This is a genomic window from Streptomyces sp. AC558_RSS880 (assembly GCF_019049255.1).
Classification (GTDB): Bacteria; Actinomycetota; Actinomycetes; order Streptomycetales; family Streptomycetaceae; genus Streptomyces.
Map to the genome: position 1 here is coordinate 21007 of NZ_JAGMUJ010000115.1, position 20637 is coordinate 41643.

15 protein-coding genes and 1 riboswitch are annotated in these 20637 nt (G+C 72.7%); of the genes, 9 read left to right on the plus strand and 6 right to left on the minus strand.

Features of this window, described 5'->3' with window-relative positions; genetic code table 11:
- Positions 1–29 precede the first annotated feature (29 nt).
- Both KUM38_RS28960 and KUM38_RS28965 read right to left on the minus strand, forming a co-directional pair.
- Positions 30–1250, minus strand: a complete 1221-nt coding sequence (locus KUM38_RS28960) for a DUF2092 domain-containing protein (RefSeq protein ID WP_217133534.1) — start codon at positions 1248–1250, stop codon at positions 30–32.
- 242 nt (positions 1251–1492) lie between these two features.
- Positions 1493–2503 (minus strand): polyprenyl synthetase family protein, encoded by a 1011-nt coding sequence (locus KUM38_RS28965; RefSeq protein WP_217133536.1) that lies wholly within the window; start codon positions 2501–2503, stop codon positions 1493–1495.
- 572 nt (positions 2504–3075) lie between these two features.
- Positions 3076–3244, plus strand: a riboswitch (cyclic di-AMP (ydaO/yuaA leader).
- A gap of 5 nt (positions 3245–3249) precedes the next feature.
- Here KUM38_RS28965 and KUM38_RS28970 point away from each other — a divergent pair.
- On the plus strand, positions 3250–3732 hold the full coding sequence (locus KUM38_RS28970) for a transglycosylase SLT domain-containing protein (RefSeq protein WP_217133540.1): 483 nt from the start codon (positions 3250–3252) through the stop codon (positions 3730–3732).
- On the opposite strand, the gene KUM38_RS28975 is transcribed toward KUM38_RS28970, so the two are convergent.
- A complete protein-coding gene (locus tag KUM38_RS28975; protein ID WP_217133542.1) occupies positions 3696–4568 on the minus strand; it encodes an HAD family hydrolase in 873 nt (290 codons plus the stop codon). The two genes, KUM38_RS28970 and KUM38_RS28975, sit on opposite strands and share 37 nt — an antisense overlap.
- A gap of 222 nt (positions 4569–4790) precedes the next feature.
- On the opposite strand from KUM38_RS28975, the gene KUM38_RS28980 reads away from it, so the two are divergent.
- From KUM38_RS28980 to KUM38_RS29005, 6 genes are all read left to right on the plus strand, one after another.
- Positions 4791–5861: a GNAT family N-acetyltransferase gene (locus KUM38_RS28980; protein WP_217133544.1), complete on the plus strand. Its 1071-nt coding sequence runs from the start codon at positions 4791–4793 to the stop codon at positions 5859–5861.
- A gap of 16 nt (positions 5862–5877) precedes the next feature.
- A complete protein-coding gene (locus KUM38_RS28985; RefSeq protein WP_217133546.1) occupies positions 5878–7149 on the plus strand; it encodes a glycosyltransferase in 1272 nt (423 codons plus the stop codon).
- The gene (locus tag KUM38_RS28990) at positions 7149–7943 is read left to right on the plus strand and encodes a polysaccharide deacetylase family protein (protein ID WP_254397925.1); all 795 of its coding nucleotides are present in this window, start codon (positions 7149–7151) and stop codon (positions 7941–7943) included. The genes KUM38_RS28985 and KUM38_RS28990 overlap by 1 nt, the downstream gene beginning before the upstream one ends.
- A 156-nt stretch (positions 7944–8099) precedes the next feature.
- A complete protein-coding gene (locus KUM38_RS28995) occupies positions 8100–10019 on the plus strand; it encodes a hypothetical protein (protein ID WP_308409085.1) in 1920 nt (639 codons plus the stop codon).
- A gap of 43 nt (positions 10020–10062) precedes the next feature.
- The gene (locus KUM38_RS29000) at positions 10063–10563 is read left to right on the plus strand and encodes a hypothetical protein (RefSeq protein ID WP_254397926.1); all 501 of its coding nucleotides are present in this window, start codon (positions 10063–10065) and stop codon (positions 10561–10563) included.
- 59 nt (positions 10564–10622) lie between these two features.
- On the plus strand, positions 10623–11726 hold the full coding sequence (locus KUM38_RS29005; RefSeq protein WP_254397927.1) for a glycoside hydrolase family 26 protein: 1104 nt from the start codon (positions 10623–10625) through the stop codon (positions 11724–11726).
- 38 nt (positions 11727–11764) lie between these two features.
- Here the strand turns inward: KUM38_RS29005 and KUM38_RS42360 are convergent, their stop codons facing one another.
- A complete protein-coding gene (locus KUM38_RS42360; RefSeq protein WP_374227100.1) occupies positions 11765–14497 on the minus strand; it encodes a lipopolysaccharide biosynthesis protein in 2733 nt (910 codons plus the stop codon).
- The gene (locus KUM38_RS29015) at positions 14490–15749 is read right to left on the minus strand and encodes a DegT/DnrJ/EryC1/StrS family aminotransferase (RefSeq protein ID WP_217133550.1); all 1260 of its coding nucleotides are present in this window, start codon (positions 15747–15749) and stop codon (positions 14490–14492) included. The genes KUM38_RS42360 and KUM38_RS29015 overlap by 8 nt, the downstream gene beginning before the upstream one ends.
- Positions 15750–16052: 303 nt before the next feature.
- Between KUM38_RS29015 and fahA the strand changes: the two genes are divergently transcribed.
- On the plus strand, positions 16053–17267 hold the full coding sequence (gene fahA, locus KUM38_RS29020) for a fumarylacetoacetase (protein ID WP_217133551.1): 1215 nt from the start codon (positions 16053–16055) through the stop codon (positions 17265–17267).
- Positions 17268–17436: 169 nt separating this feature from the next.
- Entirely contained in the window at positions 17437–18375 is a 939-nt protein-coding gene (locus KUM38_RS29025; protein ID WP_217133553.1) for a M56 family metallopeptidase, read from the plus strand.
- Positions 18376–18581: 206 nt separating this feature from the next.
- Here KUM38_RS29025 and recQ read toward each other — a convergent pair whose 3' ends face one another.
- Positions 18582–20522: a DNA helicase RecQ gene (recQ, locus tag KUM38_RS29030; protein ID WP_374227101.1), complete on the minus strand. Its 1941-nt coding sequence runs from the start codon at positions 20520–20522 to the stop codon at positions 18582–18584.
- Between the last annotated feature and the right edge of the window lie 115 nt (positions 20523–20637).

Consider the following 20637-nt stretch of genomic DNA (forward strand, 5'->3'; position numbering starts at 1 on the left):
ACGTCGTCACGTCGTAAGGTCCCGGGGCCTTACTTCCCCGCGTCGGCCGCCTTCACGAGCGCGTCCTTGGTGACGGTGCCCACGTAGACCTTGCCGTCCTCGGTGATCAGGGCGTTCACCAGGCGGGTGCTGAACACCGTGCCGGTGCCGAACTCGCCCTCGACCTGGTCGCCGAGCGAGCCGAGGAAGCCGCCGAGGTCACCGCCGGCCTCGCCGGTGGGCAGGCCGCCCTGGCCGCCGGTGTCGAAGACGGTGACGGAGTTCCAGCCCTCGCCGAGCATCTTCAGCCCGTCGAGGCCCTTGGCCAGGTCCTCCTCGGACTTCGGGGCGCTCTCCGGCTTCCCGGAGCGCTCCCGGCCGTGGTCGAGTTCGCCGTCCTCGGTCACCTCGGCGCCCTTGGGCGGGGTGAACTCGAACGTCGACGCGGCCGGCTTGTCGAAGCTCACCTCGGTGAAGCCGACGTCCACGACGGCCGCGCCACCGCTCGACGGGGTGAGCGTGAACTTCAGCGGCATACCGGTCTTGTGGTCGACCGCGATGCTGATCGCGCCGACCGTGGAGCCGGACTGCCTGGGCTTGACGACCAGCCTGTACGCGTCCCGGCCGGCCACCTGGGCGGTGCCGTCGACGGTCACGGACGTGGTGTCGTCGACCGACTTCAGCGCCTCCTCGGCGAAGTCCTTCGGGGTGGCCGGGGGCTGCTGCTCCCGGTCCTCGCCGGAGGCGTCGACGGTGCCGTGGTAGACCTCGTTGGACGCGCTGTCGTAGCCCCAGACGTCCTCGCCGTTGTGGATCAGGCTGTACTCGGCGGCGTTCTCCAGGAGCGACACCTTCTGCCGGTCCGGGCCGTCGACCGCGACGCGCAGGGTGTGCGTGCCGGACGCCAGTTCGGTGAGCTTGGCGGACGGGTCGGCCGAGGAGCCGCCGTCCTCGCCCCGCCCCGCGGCGCCCGACGTGAGGCTGCTCTCCAGGCCGCCGAGGTCCGGCAGACCGAGGTCCGTGGTGATCTTCACGGTGCCGGACAGCTGCTCGACGTCCGACTTCGCGATCTTCTCTATCAGCTGCGCTGCGGTGATCTCCGGCAGATCGGGGTCGCCGGAGTCGGCGATCGCGGGGACGAGCCCGATGGTCGCGGCCGCCACTCCCATCACCGTGACCGGGACGACGTACCGCGCGGCCCTGCGCCGTCGCGTGCGCGGCTCGCCGGCCTCCCCCGCGGTCGTCATGTCGTCGGATTCGTACGGTGCCATGTGTGCCCTACCTCCGTGGTCGGCGGCGGCTTTTCGTCTCGTGTTCTCGCACCAGTCTCACCCTGAGCCGCCATTCTCACCCGAATCGGTGAGAAGTGGTGTTGTCCGTCGTGGTCCATCTGACCAAATCCGGCAGGCGGATTCGTCAGACCCCGGACGCAACTCCACGTACTGCTGGGGTATGACACGGAGGGCGGTTTCCTCCCCCGCCCCGTAGGGGTCACGGGGGAGTCCGGGCCGGCTCAGCCCGCGCGGTACACCACCGCGTCGCACAGCTGCACGAGTGCCGCCTTCGCCTCGCACTCCCGCAGCGGGGCCAGCGCCGCGCGCGCCTCCTCGGCGTACCGCACGGTGTCCCGGCGGGCCTGCTCCAGCGCGGGGTGGACGCGCAGCAGCCGCAGCGCCTCCGCGTGCCGGACGTCGTCGGTGAGGTCGGAGTCGAGCAGCTCGCACAGGGCGATGTCGTCGGCGAGACTCAGCCGGGCCGCCCGTTCGCGCAGCCGCAGCACGGGCAGGGTGGCGATGCCCTCGCGCAGGTCGGTGCCGGGGGTCTTGCCGGACTCGTGGGGGTCGGAGGCGATGTCCAGGACGTCGTCGGCGAGCTGGAAGGCGACGCCGAGCCGCTCGCCGTACTGGGTCAGCACGTCCACGACCGTCTCCTCGGCCCCGGACATCATCGCGCCGAACCGGCAGGCGACGGCGACCAGCGAGCCGGTCTTGCCGCCGAGCACGTCGAGGTAGTGGTCGACCGGGTCGCGGCCGTCCTGCGGTCCCGCGGTCTCCAGGATCTGCCCGGTGACCAGCCGCTCGAACGCCTCGGCCTGCACCCGCACGGCCTCAGGACCGAGGTCGGCCAGGATGTGCGAGGCCCGTGCGAAGAGGAAGTCCCCGGTGAGGACCGCGACGGAGTTGCCCCAGCGGGCGTTCGCGCTGTCGACGCCGCGCCGCACCTCGGCCTCGTCCATCACGTCGTCGTGGTACAGCGTGGCCAGGTGGGTGAGCTCCACCACCACGGCCGAGGGCACGACACCGGGCGCGTAGGGGTCGCCGAACTGGGCGGCGAGCATCACCAGCAGCGGACGGAACCTCTTGCCGCCGGCCCGCACCAGGTGCTGGGCGGCTTCCGTGATGAAGGGGACCTCACTCTTGGTGGCCTCGAGCAGCCCTTCCTCGACAGCCGCCATTCCGGCCTGGACATCGGCTTCCAGAGCCTGGTCCCGCACGCTCAGCCCGAACGGCCCGACGACGGTCACGAGGGGTCTCCTGTCTGCTGGTGTCCACTGGCGATTACACGGAATGTCGATAGGTCGCTGCCTTCACTCAAGTCAGCGTATCCGGTCACGTTTCGATCACCGTCAGCGCCCGGGGTTACGGGCAGGGCGGTACGGGAGCAGGAGCGGAGTGCTTTTGACCCTTCGACAACGACGGACATTCTCCGACTTTCCCGGACGCGGCGATCCACTCCTCGACCCGGCCTCCGACCCGCCCTCCGGGCCACGACCCATCACGCGAACCATCCTGCCCGTCCCGACGTCCGATTTGCCGCAAATAATGAGCGAATTCCCCTTGGCGAAAAATGCGCTCACAGGCGATCCCCAGTGAAGTGGGTCACGCGCGACCCGGCACCCCCACCACCGGCCGCCACTCACCTTCTCCCTTTCCGCAGCACCGAGTTGACCCTTGGCACTCGCAAAGGATCAAGCACCCCAAAACGCCCATTGCAAGATCAAACGGCGCCTTGTGTGATGTCCGCACTTGTTCCCGACATGTGCTCTCGCATACGTTCCGGGCCTGCCGGGTGGACGCCTAATCCTGCCGCCACCCGCATCAACCCACGACGATCACTCAGAACGGCAGGAGCGGGGGACCCAGGTAAGCCGCCGGACCGGACACGCGCCGGAACGGCTAGGGGTGAAGCCATGCCCGCAGGGGCACGGCCGGGCACTCTCCCGCCCGAACCCGACAGCTCACCTCGCAGGCGTAGGAGAGGAACCCAGACATGCCTGCTTTCGGTCAGCACCGCCGCCGCCTCGCCCGCTCCCTCGCCGTCGCCGGCACCGGCGTCGCCGTGGTCGCCCTGCCGCTGTTCGGCGCCACCGGCGCCGCCGCGGCCACCACCGAGCCGACGACGACGACCGCTGCCGCCCCCGCGACGGCGTACCCGGACAACCTCGACGGCTGGATCCGCGAGTCGCTGGACATCATGGCGCAGCACGGCATCCCGGGCAGCTACGACGCCATCCACCGCAACATCATGCGCGAGTCCTCCGGCAACCCGTACGCCATCAACAACTGGGACTCCAACGCCGCCAAGGGCACCCCGTCGAAGGGCCTGCTGCAGGTCATCGACCCGACCTTCGCGGCCTACCACGTGCCCGGCACCGCCTTCGACCCGTACGACCCGGTCGCGAACATCACGGCGGCCTGCAACTACGCCGCCGACCGCTACGGCTCCATCGACAACGTCTTCGGCGCGTACTGAGCCACCCGCTGACGGGCGAGCGTCATCGCCCCGCCGAACAGTCGCTCGAGGACGACGGCCACGCCGTCGTCCTCGTTCGACGTGGTGACCTCGTCCGCCACCGCCTTCAGTTCGGGATGCGCGTTGGCCATGGCGACGCCGTGGGCCGCCCAGTCGAACATGGGGATGTCGTTCGGCATGTCGCCGAAGGCGATCGTCCGCGCCGGGCTCAGCCCCAGGTGTTCGGCGGCCAGCGCCAGCCCCGTGGCCTTGGTCACCCCGCACGGCTGGAGCTCCACGGTGCCCGGCCCCGACATGGTGACCGTGGCCAGTGAACCGACCACCGACCGGGCCGCCGCCGCCAACGCGTCGTCGGACAGGTCCGGGTGGCGCAGCAGCACCTTGCTGATCGGCCGGTCCCACAGCTCCCCGCGCCGCTCGACCCGCACCGCGGGCAGGGTCGGGTGCGGCATCAGATAGCCGGGCTCGATCAGCGTCAGCCCGTCGACCCCGTCCTGGTCGACCGCGGCGTACACCTCCCCCACCTCGGCCTCGATCTTGCCGAGCGCGGTCTCCGCCAGTTCCCGGTCCAGCGTCACGGACCACAGCAGCCGGTCCGCGCCGGCGTCGTACACCTGCGCGCCCTGTCCGCACACCGCGAGCCCCGTACAGCCGAGGTCGTCCAGGAGCGGCCGCACTCTGGGGGCCGGGCGCCCCGTCACCACGAGGTGCCGCGCGCCGGCCCGCTCCGCACGCGCGAGCGCGGCGAGGGACCGGTCGGAGAGGGTGTCGTCGCCGCGCAGCAGCGTCCCGTCCAGGTCGGTGGCGATGAGCGAACAATCGGTGGGTGCGGCCATGATCAGAGAATACGGACAACCCGACGGTCCGATTCACCGCGCCCGTTTGCGCTCGCTTTCGGTGCGGTTCCCCTTCTCTCGACGCCGGGTAAGGACCGGTTCAGGTCTCTTTCCCCGTTTGGCAAGAACATGGTCCGCTATCTACCGTCCTCCTGGTTCCGGGCGGTACCTTCCAAGAGTCCAGGGGGGACTTGATCGGGGGGTCAGGTGAGCAGTGGACGCATGCGCGTGCTGAGGCCCGAGGAGCTCGGCGAGGGGGAACGGGAGCGCTGGCGGGAACTGCGCGCCGCGACGGACGCACCGCGCAACCCGTTCATGGAACCGGAGTTCAGCGTCGCGGTGGCCCGGGTGCGGCCGCGGGCCCGGGTCGCCGTGCTGTACGCGGGCGGGCAGCCGGCGGGCTTCCTGCCGTACGAGCGGGGTGTGCTGGGGCAGGGCCGGGCGATCGGGCTCGGGGTGTCGGACTGCCAGGGCGCGGTCCTGGCCCCCGGTGCCGCCCTGGAGACGGGTGAACTGCTGCGGGCCTGCTCGGTGTCGAGCTTCGCCTTCGACAACCTGGAGGCCGGGCAGGAGCTGTTCGTGCCGTACGCGGCCGAGGAGCACGCCACGTACGTCATCGACGTGGAGAAGGGCTACGAGACGTACGAGTCGGTGCTGCACGCCCGGTCGCCGAAGTTCCTGAAGACCACGCTGGCCAAGGAGCGCAGGCTGGGCCGCCGGTCCGGAGCCGTGCGGTTCGTCTTCGACGAGCGCGACCCGGCCGTGCTGCGCGCGCTGATGGGGTGGAAGTCGGCGCAGTACCGCAGGACCGGGCGGCGCGACCGGTTCGCGCGGGAGTGGATCGCCCGGCTCGTGGGCCGGCTCGCCGGGACCCGGGCCGCCCAGTGCACGGGCACGCTGTCGGTCCTGTACGCCGGGGACCGTCCCGTCGCCGCGCACTTCGGGCTGCGGTCGGCGTCCGTCCTGGCCTGCTGGTTCCCGGCGTACGACCCGGAGTTCGCGAAGTACTCGCCCGGTCTCGTGCTGCATCTGCGGATGGCCGAGGCGGCGGCGGCCGAGGGCATCGGGATGCTCGACCTGGGGCGCGGTCCGGCCGAGTACAAGGACTCGCTGAAGACCGGCGAACTCGCCGTCTACGAGGGGGCGGCGACCCGTCCGGGCGCGGGCGCCGCGCTGCACTGGCTGAGCCGCGAACCCGCGCGGCGCGCGCACGGCTTCGTGCGCACCCGTCCGCGCCTGGCGGCGCTGGCGGCGCGGACCCTGAAGGGCGCGGCACGGCTGCGCCGGTCGTGAGGAGGGGGGAGGACAGGTGTTCCGAAGAACGCGTACGCAGGAGGAGATACGGCGCTTCCTGGCCATCGGCGCGGTGCAGGTCGCCGAACTGGACCTGGACGGCGCCGAGGCCGTGCTGAGACCCGGCCCGGGCAGCCCGCCGGTGACCCACGGAGAGGTGTTCCTGCTGGTCAGACGGGCAGGCCGCCCGGTGGGAACACTGCTGGCACGGGTACCGGAGGGCGCGGACCCGCGGGCGGTGCTGACGGAGGCGGCCACCGGGGTGGCGCGGGCGACCGTGGCGGTGGGGGGCGGCGGGGAGCCGCCGTACGCCTCGGTCGTCGTGGCCACCCGGGAGCGGGCCGGCCAGCTCGCCCGGGCGCTGGACTCGCTGCTCGCGCAGGAGCACCCGCGGTTCGAGGTCGTCGTCGTCGACAACGCGCCCGTGACCGGCGAGACCCGTGAGCTGGTGGAACGCAAGTACGGCGAGCGGGTTCGGTACGTGTGCGAGCCGGTCCCCGGACTCGCCGTCGCGCACAACAGGGGGCTGGCGGTGGTCCGGGGCGAGGTCGTCGCGTTCACCGACGACGACGTGGTCGCCGATCCCCGCTGGCTCACCGAACTGACCGCGCCCTTCGCCGCCGACCCCCGGCTCGGCTGCGCCACCGGCCTGATCCTGCCCGCCCGGCTGCGCACCCCGGCCCAGGTCCTGCTGGAGAGCCACGGCGGCTTCGCGAAGGGCTTCACGCCGACGACGTACGACCCCCAGGACCCGCCCCGCGACGAGCCGCTGTTCCCCTTCACCGCGGGCCGCTTCGGCTCCGGCGCGAACATGGCCTTCCGCACGGAGGTGCTGCGTGCCGTCGGCGGCTTCGACCCGGCCACCGGCGCCGGGACGCCCGCCCGGGGCGGCGACGACCTGTACGGCTTCGTCCGCGTCCTCGCCCAGGGGCACCGGCTGCACTACACGCCGCAGGCGCTGGTGTGGCACCACCACCGGGAGACCTGGGCCGACCTGGAGACCCAGGCGTACGGCTACGGCGCCGGCCTCACCGCCTACCTCACCGCGATCCTGGTCAACCGGCCCGCGCTGCTGCCGGCGTTCCTCGCCCGGCTGCCGCGCGGCCTCGCGCACGCCCGCGCGCTGACCGAGGTGCGCGACACGGACGCCGGCGGGGGTGCGCCGGGCGCGCACGACACCCGCACCCATCCATGGCCACGCCGGCTGTCACGGCTGCAGCGCAGGGGAATGCTGTACGGGCCGCTCGGATATCTGCGGGCGCGGCGAGCAGCGGGGAGGGGGAGGTGATGACCGCGGCCATACCCGTCTTCCTCTACCACGCCGTGATGGACGATCCGCCGGACTGGATCGCCGAGTTCACCGTCACTCCCAAGGAGTTCGCGGCCCACCTCGACGCCGTCGTGGACAGCGGCCGCACGCCCGTCACCATCAGCACCCTCGCCGGGCACCTCGCCGGCCGGGCCCCGCTGCCGCCCCGGCCGGTGCTGCTCACCTTCGACGACGGCTTCGCCGACCTGCCCGGCCCCACCGCCGACGCCCTGGCCGAACGCGCGCTGCCCGCCACCGCGTACCTCACCACCGGCGCCATCGCCCCGGGCGGCCGCAGTCTGCTGCCGCCCGCCCCGATGATGACCCTGGACCGGGCGGCGGAGCTGGAACGTTCCGGCATGGAGATCGGCAGCCACACGGTCACCCACGCCCAGCTCGACACCCTGACCACCAGGCGACTGCGCGCCGAACTGCTGGACTCCAAGGCCGTGCTGGAGGACACCCTCGGCCACCCCGTCCCCCACCTCGCCTATCCGCACGGCTACAACAGCCCCCGGGTGCGCGCCATGGCCTCCCGCGTCGGCTACGAGACGGCGACCGCCGTGCGGCACGCGCTCAGCTCGGACCGGGACGAGCGCTACCGCATCGCCCGGCTGATCGTCCGCCGCGGCCACACCGTCGCCGACGTGGAGGCCTGGCTGGCGGGCGACGGCGCGCGGATCGCCCCCTACCGGGACGGGCCGCAGACCGTCGGCTGGCGGTGGTACCGCCGGGCCCGCGCCGTCCTGCGCGGCCCCGCCTTCGCCGGTTGACCGGGGGGCGGTCCGGAATGCGCGCGGGGTGGGCCGGGACGGGCCGGGTCGCACACGAGCTGTCGGACGGCTGTCGGTCCGCGGGCGAGTTCGACGTTTTTGGTGTGAAAACCAAAGGTAATTCCTATACTCGGTCCGGGGGAGGGGAGTCTCGGCGTGCAACAACATGTGCCCGTACCGACCGCTGAGAGCAGCGCGCTGCCCACTCCCGGCCCGGCCACCGGCCCCGCGGAGCCGGGACGGACCTCCGGCGGTGGCCGCAGGTCCTGGCCGGTCCCGCGCCGCTCCCCCGACGCCGGCCTGCTGACGCTGCTGCTCGCCGCCGGGCTGTGGTGCTACGCACTGCCCCGCATCGGCTTCCGGGAGATGGGCGACTACGGCCTGCTGGACCGCCTGCCGGCCGCCTACCACCTCTCGCTGCTGGTCCTCACCGCCGGCTTCGTCCTCAGTCTGCGGCGCGCGGGCACCGCGCCGTGGTGGCCGGCCGCGCACTGTGCCGCGCTGCTGTTCGCGCTCAAGGCACCACCGGCGGTGCTGTACGACGCCGTGCGCTACCCGTGGGCCTCCAAGCACGACGCCGTCGTCGACACGATGCTCGCCAACGGTGAGCTGCGGCCGGGCGCGGCGCTGTCGGGCAACATGTCCGCGTACGACCAGTGGCCGGGCTTCTTCACGCTCGACGCCGGGCTGGTGCGCGCCTTCGGCGTGGAGAGCGCCGCCTCGTACGCCAACTGGGCGCCGATCGTCTTCGGTCTGCTGATGATGCCCGTGCTGGTCCTGATGTACCGCACCTTCTGCCAGGACTGGCGGCTGGTGTGGACCGCCGTGTGGATCTTCCAGCTCGCCAACTGGGTGGGGCAGGACTACTTCGCCCCGCAAGGGCTCGCGTACCTGCTGCACCTGACGGTCATCGCCGTGGTGCTGCGGCACTTCGTGCGCCCCGGCTCCGCCGGACGGCTGCGCGACCGCACCGTCCTCGACCCGGCCGCCGCCGGCGTGCCGGCGCCCACGGGCACCCGGCAGCGCGCGGTCTGCGTGGTGATCCTCGCCCCGCTGATCGCCGCGATCAACGCCACGCACCAGCTCACCCCGGTGATGCTCTGCATCTGCCTGCTCGCGCTCAACCTCACGCGCCGCTACCGCAATTACGGACTGCTGGCCGTCGCCGCGCTGCTGATGCTCACCTGGGACCTGACCATGGGGCGGCCGCTGTTCGTCGAGACGCTGTCCACCCTCAAGGAGTCGATCGGCGAACTGACGCAGAACTCCCGCGCCGGTTACGCCGGGCAGTTGACCGGCCCCGGACCCGAACTCGCCGGGACCGCCAACGTGCTGATGGTGCTCGCGGTCGCCGCGCTCGCCGGGGCGGCCCTCGTGCTGCGGCGCCGGCTGGTCCGCAGCGCGCTGCCGCTGCTGCTGGTCTCCGCCGCCCCGGTCCCGCTCTTCGCCGTCAACGACTACGGCGGCGAAATGCTGTTCCGCGTCTACCTGTTCGGCCTGCCCGGAGCGGCCTTCTTCGCCGCCGCCGCGCTCGTGCCCGCCGTCGCGGGCACCCACCGCAGCCGGATGAAGGCGGTGCGGCGCAGAGTCGCGGCCGTCGCCCTGCCGGCCGTTCTGCTGGTGCTGCTGGCCGGCTTCCTGCCGTCGTACTACGGCAAGGAGAAGATGTACTACACGCCGCCCGAGGAGACCGCACTGGTCACCCGCGCCCTCGACAACGCTCCCGACGGCTCGCTGATCCTCGCCACCAGCGGTTCCTTCCCGCAGGCGCTGCACCGGTACGACCGCCTCGAGCACTGGTTCTTCGCCGAGCAGGAACTGCCCGAGAACGAGAAGATGCTGGAGGACCCGGCCGGTTACCTCGCCGACGGGATCCCGCCGGGAACCAGGACGTACGTCGTCCTCACCCGCACCCAGGACGTCTACACCGCCGGCGAGGGCCTGTTGCCGCCCGGCGGCTTCGAGACGCTGCGTACGAAGCTCTCCGCCTCACCGCTCTTCCGGACCGTCGAAAGCCACCCCTACGGCGTCGTCCTGGAGTACCGCCCGGCCGCCCGAGCAACGACCACAAGGTGATCGAAGTGACGATGAAGGCCATTCCGTCCCGTCGGACCGGCGCATGAACGCCACCGGCTCCGCGCACTCCACCGAACCTTCGGATCCCACAGACGCCGGGAACGCCGCCGGAACCGGTGCCCCCCGCGGCACGAGGGGCGTCCGCATCACCGAGACGCGCCTCAGAGTCCTCGTCGGGGCCTCGGGCTGGCTCGCGCTGGCCGCCACCGCCGTACCCGGCCCCTCACCGCTGCGCTGGATCCCGGTCCTGCTCTTCACCCTGTTCGGCCCGGGCAGCGCGGCGCTGTATCCGCAGCCGGGCGGGCTGGCCCCCGGCGCCAGGCTGGAGGCCGTCGCGCTCGCCGCGCCGGTCAGCCTGTCGCTCGGCGTGCTCACCGCCACCTCGCTGTTCCTGGTGGAGGGCTTCTCGATGACCGCCTTCCTCGTCTCGCTCGCCACCTTCACCACGGTCGCCGCGGCCCTGCCGGGGCTTCCGCTGCCCGCCGCCCGGCGCGGCGCTGCGGAGCGCGCCAGGCGCAGGCCCTCCGACGGCGGTGACGCATGACGGGACCGCACCGGCTGCGCGAGCCGCGCAAGCGGGCCACGTGGCGTGGGGTGAGGGACATGGGGCGCGCGAGGCGCGGTTACACGGCGGTCGTCCTGGTGACGGTCGCCGCGTTGCTCACCGGGCTCGGATTCTGGGCCGGTGGTTCCGACGACGCGGACTCCTCCGGCGGGGCCACACCCGGCAACGCGGCCTCCGGCGAGCTGCCCACCGGCCCCTGCGCCCCCACCGACACGCTGGTTCCGCCCTGCGGCGCCTGGTGGGGCGCCTATGTGCCGTACGCCGCGAACGGCTCGCTCAAGGACGCCGTGCTCGGCTTCGAGAAGAGGATCGGCCGCAAGCTCGACCTCGTGTACAACTACCACGACATGTCGGGCACCGAGCTCGACGGGCAGCTGCTCACCCCTGACGAGCAGGAGCTCGGCAGGGACAGGCTGCTCATGCTGGCCTGGGAGTCCACCGTCTGGACCGAGCCGCACCACGAGAACTGGTCGGAGACCCAGCTCGGCTGGAAGAACATCGCCTCGGGGAAGTACGACGAGGAGATCCTCGACCCGCAGATCCGGCGCATCAAGGCCTACGGCAAACGTGTCTTCTTCTCCTTCGACCAGGAGACCGACGCCCGCATCAAGGAGGGCGCGGGCACCCCGGCGGAGTTCGTCGCGGCGTACCGCCACCTCCACGACCGGTTCCGTGAACTGGGTGCCGACAACGTCGTATGGGTGTGGACCGTCTCCGGCTACCTCGGCAGCGCGAAGGAGATGAAGGCCCTCTACCCCGGGGACGAGTACGTCGACTGGATCGCCATGGACCAGTACAACTACTACGGCTGCCACGACACCACCGACTGGAAGGACTTCCTGCGCAGCCAGCGGCCCAGCTATGAATGGCTGCGGGCGAACGTCTCCGACACCAAACCGGTGATGCTCGCGGAGTTCGCCACCGCACCCGACGCCGCCGACCCGTCGCGCCAGCGCGACTGGTACGCCCGGATCCCCGCCGACGTGAAGAAGCTCCCGGAGGTGAAGGCCCTGGTCCACTGGAACCGGCCGACCTCCGAGAAGGCCGAGTGCGATCTGACCGTCAACGACGGCCCGGGGCTCGAGGGTTACCGGGAGGCCGGGAAGAACGGGTACTTCCACCAGCCCGTGCCGCCCCGCTGACCGGCGCCCGGGGGCCCGGCGCCGGGCCCCCGGGCCGCTCAGTGGACGGGCGGGCGATTCCGTCCGCCGCGGCCCGCGCGCCACGGCGCCGGAACCGCCCGGCCGAGCAGCACAAGCCCGAGGAGCGCGGCCAGCAGCGGCGGCGCGACCGGTGCGAGCGCCTCCCGGAACACCCAGCCGGCCACCGCGGCGAGATACAGGACGCCCCAGCGGCCCGGCCGCGTCAGCCACCGGTCCGCGTGTGCCAGCAGCAGCCACAGCGGTACGAGGCACAACAGCTGGAACGCCGAAGGGGCCCACCGCATCAAGGGACCGGGGCCGTCGAGTCCCACCGCCTCCGCGAGGAAACGGGCCGCGCCGGCGTACGAGGCCCCGTCCACCGGCTCCGGCTGCCACCCCAGGGCGGCGGGCGCGGTGTGCAGGGCGACCAGGGCGGAGCCCAGCGCGGTGCCGGAGAGCCAGGGGACCGGTCGCCCGCACAACGTCACCGAGGCGACGAAGACGAGGAGCAGGAGTCCTCCCGCGGCCAGCACGGGCAGCGGCAGGCCGTCCAGCAGTTGACGTCCCGTGGGCTCGCCTCTGCCGGCGCCGTCGGACCACGGGAGTCCGCGCACCGAGAACCAGTGGACGAAGGTCGCGAGGCCGAGCAGGGTCCAGAGGATCCACCCGGCCCGTCGGCCGGGGTCGTCGCCGGGCACCGACGGCACGGCGAGGTCCTGGTGGCCGGCTCCCGGCGAGGCGTCGGGGGGTGCCTCGGAAGCCCACGGCGCACCACTCGCCTCCGCCGGTACGCGGCCTTCCCACGAGGGCACGGCGGAGGGTGCGCCGGCTCCCCACCCGGGGCGGGCGGCGGGCTGCGGGAGCACGTACGACGACGACCGGCGGTTGCCGGTCCGCTCCCCGGCTGCCGCGACGAACCGATGTGCGTCTTCGTGGAACGACTTCTCGTCCTGGTCCGGCTCTCCGCCTCCGTCCGGCTTCTCGTCCTCGTGGGGCTTCTCGTCCTCGTCCGGCTGCTCGGCCCGGTCCGGCTTCCCGTCCTCCACCGGGTCCTCGTCCTGGTTTGGCTCCTCGGCCCGGTCCGGCTTCCCGTCCTCCAGCGGATCCTCGTCCTGGTCCGGCGCCCCCTGTGCCCCCGGCGTCTCCTTCCGGGGAACGTTCTCCGCAGCGGACGACCGCTCCTCGCCGCCGGAGTCCGCCTCCCGCTCGTCCGTGGCCTGTGGCCGCACGATGAACGCCACCGTGTCCGCCTGGAGCGCCTCCCGTTCGTAGCCGGGGCGGCCGATGAACAGCGTGACGGTGTCCTCGTCGTCCTCGTCGTCCTCGTGGTCCTCTCCCGGGCCCCTGTGCTCGTACGCCGCCCGGCGCGCCCAGTTCGTGCCGTACCCGGCGGTGGCGTTCAGCCGGGCCCAGCGGGTGCCGTAGTCGGGGACGGCGGCGGACCGTCCCCCGCTCCCGCCGATCCTGTCGCGCAGCGCCGCACGCAGCCCGAACACCGAGACGACCGCGATCAGCGTCATGCTGATCAGCACCGCCCATCCCGCCCCCGCGATCCCCGCCGGAGTGAACAGCACTGCCGCGCTGCCCAGCACCAGCGCGCACATCGCGCCCTGCAGAACGGCGAGCACACCGGTGCGCCCCTGTACCCGCAGCACGCCGATGTACAGCTCCACGACCACCCGGGGCAGTGCCCCGAGCGCGAGCAGCCGCAGCACGGTCGAGCCGTGCTCGGCGTAATCCGCGTCGAACGGCGTGAGGATCTGGGGCGCGAAGACGACCAGCACCGCGACCACCGGCACCAGCAGCAGCGTCATCCGGCGCAGCGCCCCGCGCACGCCGTCGGCGAGCTGACGCGGGTCGTGCGAGGCGTGGGCGGTGAGCGACGAGGCCATGTTGATGGCCATGAACTCCATCGTGCCGCCGACGGTGTACGCCACGTAGAAGTAGCCGTTCTCCGCCGCGCTGAAGCGGACCGCGACCATCACCGGCAGCAGATTGATCATCGCCAGGCTGAACAGCGCGCCGAGCGAGTCGCCGGCCAGGAAGCGGCCCATGGACCGCAGGCCGGGCGGTTCCACGTCGTGGTCCGCGGCGGCCTGGCGCGGGATGAGCCGGCGGAAGATCAGCCAGCCGAGCGGCAGTGTGGAGAACGCGATGGCCACGGCCCAGGACACGAAGATGCCCAGCACCGGCAGCGCGCTCGCGAAGACGGCCAGCAGGACCAGTTTCCCGACGGAGAACACGGCGTTCCCGGCCGGCACCCACTCGGCCTTGCGCAGCCCCGTCAGCACGCCGTCCTGGAGGGTGAGCAGCGCCCACGCCACGCACGCCGCGACGAACAGCGCCCCGGCCAGCGGTGTGCCGAGGGGCGCGTAGGAGGCGCCCCACTGGTCGAGCGTGAGCAGGAAGACGCCCGCGGCCAGGGCCACGACCACCGAACTCGCCAGGTACACGCCCCACACCAGGCGTCCGGTCTCGCGGCCGGCACGCGGGACGAAGCGGACCACGGCACCGATCATCGTGGTCGCGGTGATGCTGGCGAGCAGCCGCATCGCGGCGATCGCGGCGGAGCCCTGGCCGACGGCGTCCTCGGAGTAGTAGCGGGCGGCCACCAGCCAGAATCCCAGGCCGAGGACGGCGGACACGCCCGTGCTGAGCATCAGGAAGTAGGCGTTCTTGAACAGGGAGTCGGAGTCGGGCGTGTTCCCGGCGGGCCGGGACCCGCCGCCGTCGCGCACCGCGGCGGGCTCGTGCACCCGGGTGTCAGTCACGGGCAGGCCCCGGCCCGTCGGCCGGTGCTCCCGGCCGCGTCAGGTCCTCCGGCGGTCCGGCCGGCCGCGCACCGGACCGCTCCAGCACGGCGACGGCTTCCTCCGCCCGCAGCGGGTCCACCGGCAGCGCGTGCCGCGCGAACCAGCGGGCCGCCGCGGGTGCGGGCGACGGGTCGGTGAACTCCTTCCCCGCGTAGTCGTCGAGGGGCGGGTCGTAGAGGTAGCCGACGACGATCCCGCGCCGGGCCAGTGCCGCGATCGCCGCGTCCCGGTCCGCCACCAGCAGCGGCACCCGGAACAACGGTTGCGCCTCGTTTCCCGACCCGGGCCGGGCCCACCGGGTCGACAGCAGCAGTTCCGTGCCGTCGCGGTACGCCCGCAGCACCTCGTCCAGCCGTCCCAGCCTGCGCCGGATGCGCCGCAGCCGCAGCGGGCCGGACGCGAGGCGGTAGGTGTGCATGTCGACGCGGACCCAGGGGTCGTGCGCGGCCAGGTCCGGGGCCGCGGCGACGGCCCGGGTCAGTTCCTCCGGACGCAGCGGCATCCTGATCCCGTCGCGCTCCGTCAGCCCCAGCAGCCCCAACGTGGCCCAGACAGCCCGCCGCAGCCCCAGCCCCCGTACGGCGGCCTCGGCGTACGGCCTTAAGAAATAGGCGAGTTCGGACGCGGGCCGGGGCGGGGCGAGCAGTTCGTCACAGGTGACCCGCACCTCCTCGGCCAGGCTCGGGTCGGCGAGCGAGAGGATGCCGCCCGCCTGGGCACCGGCATGCTTGGAAAGGCTGAAAACGGAGGCCTCGCCCCAGGCCCCGACCGGCCGGCCGCCGACCGCGCTGCCGATGGCGTGCGCCCCGTCCTCGAACAGCGGGATGCCCGACGCGTCGCAGCGCGACCGCAGTTCCGGCGCCGGGTCCGGGTTGCCGTACAGGTTCGTCGTCAGCACGGCGGACAGCGAGCCCCACGTTTCCTCGGGCACGGCGTCGACGTCGATGGACCCGTCGAACGGGTTCAACGGCGCCTGCACCGGCCGCAGTCCCGCCGCCAGCACCACGAAGAAGATGACGTCGTCGTTGACCGGCGACATCAGTACCCGGCCGCCCGGCGGGCACCAGTGGCGCAACGCCACGAACAGCCCGAATCTGCATGACGGCACGTACACACATTCCCGGCCGAGCCGGCCGCGCATGGTCTCTTCCAGCCGTTCCGGCTGCGATCCCGAGCGCGCCGAGCGCGAACCGGCCTCCCCCACGGTCATCCGCCCCCCAGTGTGCCTTCGGAACGCCCCCTCCCCGAGACCTTCCGGCACTTGCCCAGAGTCGCCCCGTTCGCACCGCTCCGTCAAGATTGCGTCGTGTCCTGTGGATAACTTCCGGTACGCAAGTGGAGGCGGCGCGCGGTGTCCTCGGGTCCGTGCACCCCGTCCCCACCGGCCCCTCCCGCCGCGGATGCCGGGGCGCCACCACATCGGCTCTGCCCAAGACCGCCGTCCCACCCGTAACGTGTGGCACGGCCACAGACACGTGGAGCACCTGCGCACACGAAAGCGAGGCAGCACCCGATGCCCCCCTTCGATGTCCCCGAGGGCGATCCCTTCGGCCCGCACAACCTGCCGTACGGCGTCTTCTCGCCTCCCGGTTCCTCGGAGCGGACCGTGGGCGTCCGGCTCGGCGACCACGTCCTCGACGCCGGCGCGGCGGCGCACGCCCTGGGTTCGCCGTACGCCTCCCTGCTCGCCCGGCCGACCCTCAACCCGCTGCTGGCGGCGGGCCGCACGGCCTGGTCGGACGTGCGGCGGGCGCTCACGGCGTGGGTGACCGTCCCGGCGCACCGGGAGACCGTCGAGCCGCTGTTCCACCCGCTGTCCGAGGTGACCCTGCACCTCCCCTTCGAGGTCGCGGACTACGTCGACTTCTACGCCTCCGAGAACCACGCCCGGAACGTCGGCAGGATGTTCCGCCCCGACGCCGCCGACTCCCTGACGCCGAACTGGAAGCACCTGCCGATCGGCTACCACGGCCGCTCCGGCACGGTCGTGGTGTCCGGCACCGATGTCGTACGCCCCTCCGGCCAGCGCAAGGCGCCCGCCGACGCCGCCCCCGTCTTCGGGCCGTCCGTCCGGCTGGACATCGAGGCCGAGGTCGGCTTCGTGGTCGGCGTGCCGTCCGAGCTGGGCCGGCCGGTGCCGCTCGGCGACTTCCGCGACCACGTCTTCGGCCTCTGCCTCCTCAACGACTGGTCCGCCCGCGACGTCCAGGCCTGGGAGTACGTCCCCCTCGGCCCGTTCCTCGGCAAGTCCTTCACCACTTCGGTGTCGGCCTGGATCACCCCGTTGGACGCCCTGGAGGAGGCCCGCGTCGCGCCGCCGGAGCGCACGCACGAGCTGCTGCCGTACCTGGACGACGCGGACGAGGAACCCGGTGGTTACGACCTGCGGATCACCGTCACCGTCAACGGCCACGTCGTCTCCGAACCCCCCTTCTCCACCATGTACTGGACGGCCGCCCAGCAGCTCGCCCACATGACCGTCAACGGCGCCTCTCTGCGCACCGGCGACCTGTACGGCTCCGGCACGGTGAGCGGCCCCGCCGAGCGGGAACGCGGGTCGCTCCTCGAACTGACCTGGAACGGCCGCGACGCCCTCGAACTCCCCGACGGCAAGCGGACGTTCCTGGAGGACGGCGACGTGGTGACGCTGTCGGCCTGGGCGCCGGGCCCGGACGGCGTCCGCGTGGGCCTCGGCGAGGTCACGGGACGGGTGGTCCCCACGGTCTGACCCGTCCGGCCCTCACCGATCTTCGACGACCCCTGACTCACACCGCCCTTCGCCGTCATACTTGGCGTCGGGCGGTGTGCGCGTTCACGCCGCGCTCCCCCCGCACTTCCCGCACGCCCCCAGCACGACCCGAAGTCTCCCTCTTCCGACAGGATCCGGAGCCCGTGGCATGACCGTCTGCCTGCTCCTGCTGAGCGTTGTCGCCGTGACGGCCGCCGTGCCCGTCCCCCGGGCGCTGACCCGGGCGAAGTGGCCGGAACGGGAACCGGTGGTCGCCCTGTGGGTGTGGCAGTGCCTGGTCGCCACCGTCCTGCTGTGCTGCGTCACGGCTCTCGCCCTGGGCGCCGCCGCCGTCTTCGGCACCGTCCGCGCCCAGCTCTTCGCCCCGGCCCCGCCCGCGGTCACCGCGGCGTACGACCTGTCCGCCGCCTCGCCCTGGGCGACCGTCCTCACCCTGCTGCTGGCCTGCGGGGCGGCCTGGACGACGGCCATGCTCGGGCGGGAGCTGGTCGAGGCCCGCCGCCGGCGCTCCCGGGCCCGGGAGCATCTGCGCGAACGCGCCCCCGACCTGCCCGCCGGTCTGCCCGCGGCCCGGGGCCCGCTGCTGGTGCTGGAGGACGAGTACCCCGACGCCTGGTGGATGCCCGGCAGCCCGCCCCAGCTGATCGTCACCACCGGGGCCCTGCAACGGCTCACCGACCACCAGCTCGACGCCGTCCTCACCCACGAGCGCGGCCACGCCCGCGCCCGCCACGACTGGCTGCTGCACCTCTCCACCGCCCTCGCCACCGGTTTCCCCCACGTCCCGCTGTTCGCGCACTTCTGCGACCAGACCCACCGCCTGGTCGAACTGTCCGCCGACGACACGGCCTCCCGCCGCTGCGGCCACCTGACCACGGCCCTGGCGCTGATCGAGCTCAACCAGCACCGCGGCGTGCTGTCCTGCGCCTCCAGCCACCGTCTGCTCGGCGAACGCGTCGACCGCCTCCTGGAACCCCCGCCCCGCCTCGGCCGCCGCCACCGCGCCCTGACGACGGCCGCGGCAGCCCTGGTCCCCCTCGTCCCCCTGCTGATCACCTTCGCCCCGGGCCTGACGGCCCTGCCGTAGGCAACTGCGGGCAGTCGTGCCGCTGGGCGGCAGGGGTGGGCGCAGCGGCACTCCGCACGCGGCACAGCTGCGGGCAGTCGTGCCGCTGGGGCGGCACGGGTGGGCGATGGGGGTACCTCCCGCTCGAGCGAAGTCGAGAGTGGGGGAGGCACCCCGCAGCGCCGGGCTGCGCAGCTCCCCCCGCCCAGCCCGACTCGCGCGGCCGCCTACTCCCAGCCGTCGGGCTCCGGCTCCTCCTCGGGCCAGTCGTCCGGGCCGCCGGGGTCCTCGGATCCGGCACCGACACCGGCGCCCCCCGGCGCCGTCAGCCCGGCCAGCACCGCCACCACGCCTTCCCCGTACGTCGCCAGCTTCTTCTCCCCCACCCCGCTGATCCCGCCCAGCTCACCCACCGACGTGGGCCACACCGTGGCGATCTCCCGCAGCGTGGCGTCGTGGAAGATGACGTACGCCGGGACGCCCTGCTCGCGGGCCTGCTCGGCCCGCCAGGCACGCAGCGCCTCGAACGCGGGCTGAAGCCCTTCGGGCAACTCGGCCGCGGCGGCCTTGGCCTTGCGCTCGCCCCGGCTGCTCGTACCCCGAGCCGCCGTCGCCGGCTTCTTCGGCTCCTTGCGCAGCGGCACTTCCCGCTCCCGCCGCAGCACCGCCCCACTCGCCTCGGTCAGCACCAGCGTGCCGTACTCCCCCTCGACCGCGAGCAGCCCCTGGGCGAGCAACTGGCGGACCACACCCCGCCATTCGGCCTCGCTCAGATCCTCACCGATGCCGAACACGGAGAGCTGGTCGTGGTCGAACTGGATGACCTTGGCCGTGCGCCGCCCCAGCAGGATGTCCACGATCTGCACCGCGCCGAACTTCTGCCCGCGCTCCCGCTGCAAGCGCACCACCGTGGACAGCACCTTCTGCGCCGCGACGGTCCCGTCCCAGGTCTCCGGTGGGGTGAGGCAGGTGTCGCAGTTGCCGCAGCCCGCCGGGTCGGGGTCCTGACCGAAGTAGGCGAGGAGCTGGCCGCGCCGGCACTGCGCGGTCTCGCACAGGGAGAGCATCGCGTCCAGATGCTGGTTGGCACGCCGCCGGAAGGACTCGTCGCCCTCGCCGGACTGGATCAGCTTGCGCTGCTGTATGACGTCGTTGAGCCCGTACGCCATCCAGGCCGTGGACGGCAGCCCGTCGCGCCCCGCACGGCCCGTCTCCTGGTAGTAGCCCTCGACGGACTTGGGCAGGTCGAGGTGGGCGACGAACCGGACGTCCGGCTTGTCGATGCCCATGCCGAACGCGATGGTCGCCACCACCACCAGGCCCTCCTCCCGCAGGAACCGCGCCTGGTGCGCGGCGCGCGTCCCCGCGTCGAGGCCCGCGTGGTACGGCACCGCCTCGACGCCGTTGCGGTTGAGGAACTCGGCGGTCTTCTCCACCGAGTTGCGCGACAGGCAGTAGACGATGCCCGCGTCCCCGGCGTGCTCCCCGCGCAGGAAGCTCAGCAGCTGCTTCTTGGGGTCGGCCTTGGGCACGATCCGGTACTGGATGTTGGGCCGGTCGAAGCTCGCCACGAAGTGCCGGGCGTCCGGCATGCCCAGACGCTCGGTGATCTCCCGGTGCGTGGCGTGCGTGGCCGTCGCCGTGAGCGCGATGCGGGGCACGTCCGGCCACCGCTCGCCGAGCAGCGACAGCGTGAGGTAGTCCGGCCGGAAGTCGTGCCCCCACTGGGACACACAGTGCGCCTCGTCGATCGCGAAGACGGAGATCTTGCCGCGCGAGAGCAGGTTCAGGGTGCTGTCCAGCCGCAGCCGCTCCGGAGCGAGGTACAGCAGGTCCAGCTCGCCGGCGAGGAACTCCGCCTCGACGACCCGCCGCTCGTCGAAGTCCTGCGTGCTGTTCATGAACCCGGCCCGCACGCCCAGCGCCCGCAGCGCGTCCACCTGGTCCTGCATCAGCGCGATGAGCGGGGAGACGACGATTCCCGTACCCGGTCTGACCAGGGCCGGAATCTGGTAGCAGAGCGACTTTCCGCCACCGGTGGGCATGAGCACGACGGCATCGCCGCCCGTGACCACGTGCTCGATGACCGCTTCCTGCTCACCGCGGAAGGCGTCGTACCCGAACACCCGGTGCAGCGTGGCCAGCGCCTCGCTCTCCGTCACTACCATCCCGTCACTACCGCCCATCACCGTGCCCCCGTGAGCCGTCCCTCGACCACTGCCCCCACGATAGGGGTCCGCACCGACAGCCCCGGAGTTGTCCACAGGTCCGCCCCGACGACTT

What these genes read in the sequence shown, in the direction of transcription:
- recQ (WP_374227101.1), bottom strand. Translation starts at nt 20,522, where the DNA reads ATGGTAGTGACGGAGAGCGAGGCGCTGGCCACGCTGCACCGGGTGTTC.
- fahA (WP_217133551.1), top strand. Translation starts at nt 16,053, where the DNA reads ATGCCCCCCTTCGATGTCCCCGAGGGCGATCCCTTCGGCCCGCACAAC.
- KUM38_RS29025 (WP_217133553.1), top strand. Translation starts at nt 17,437, where the DNA reads ATGACCGTCTGCCTGCTCCTGCTGAGCGTTGTCGCCGTGACGGCCGCC.
- KUM38_RS28990 (WP_254397925.1), top strand. Translation starts at nt 7,149, where the DNA reads ATGACCGCGGCCATACCCGTCTTCCTCTACCACGCCGTGATGGACGAT.
- KUM38_RS29015 (WP_217133550.1), bottom strand. Translation starts at nt 15,749, where the DNA reads ATGACCGTGGGGGAGGCCGGTTCGCGCTCGGCGCGCTCGGGATCGCAG.
- KUM38_RS28975 (WP_217133542.1), bottom strand. Translation starts at nt 4,568, where the DNA reads ATGGCCGCACCCACCGATTGTTCGCTCATCGCCACCGACCTGGACGGG.
- KUM38_RS29005 (WP_254397927.1), top strand. Translation starts at nt 10,623, where the DNA reads ATGGGGCGCGCGAGGCGCGGTTACACGGCGGTCGTCCTGGTGACGGTC.
- KUM38_RS28980 (WP_217133544.1), top strand. Translation starts at nt 4,791, where the DNA reads ATGCGCGTGCTGAGGCCCGAGGAGCTCGGCGAGGGGGAACGGGAGCGC.
- KUM38_RS28960 (WP_217133534.1), bottom strand. Translation starts at nt 1,250, where the DNA reads ATGGCACCGTACGAATCCGACGACATGACGACCGCGGGGGAGGCCGGC.
- KUM38_RS29000 (WP_254397926.1), top strand. Translation starts at nt 10,063, where the DNA reads ATGAACGCCACCGGCTCCGCGCACTCCACCGAACCTTCGGATCCCACA.
- KUM38_RS28970 (WP_217133540.1), top strand. Translation starts at nt 3,250, where the DNA reads ATGCCTGCTTTCGGTCAGCACCGCCGCCGCCTCGCCCGCTCCCTCGCC.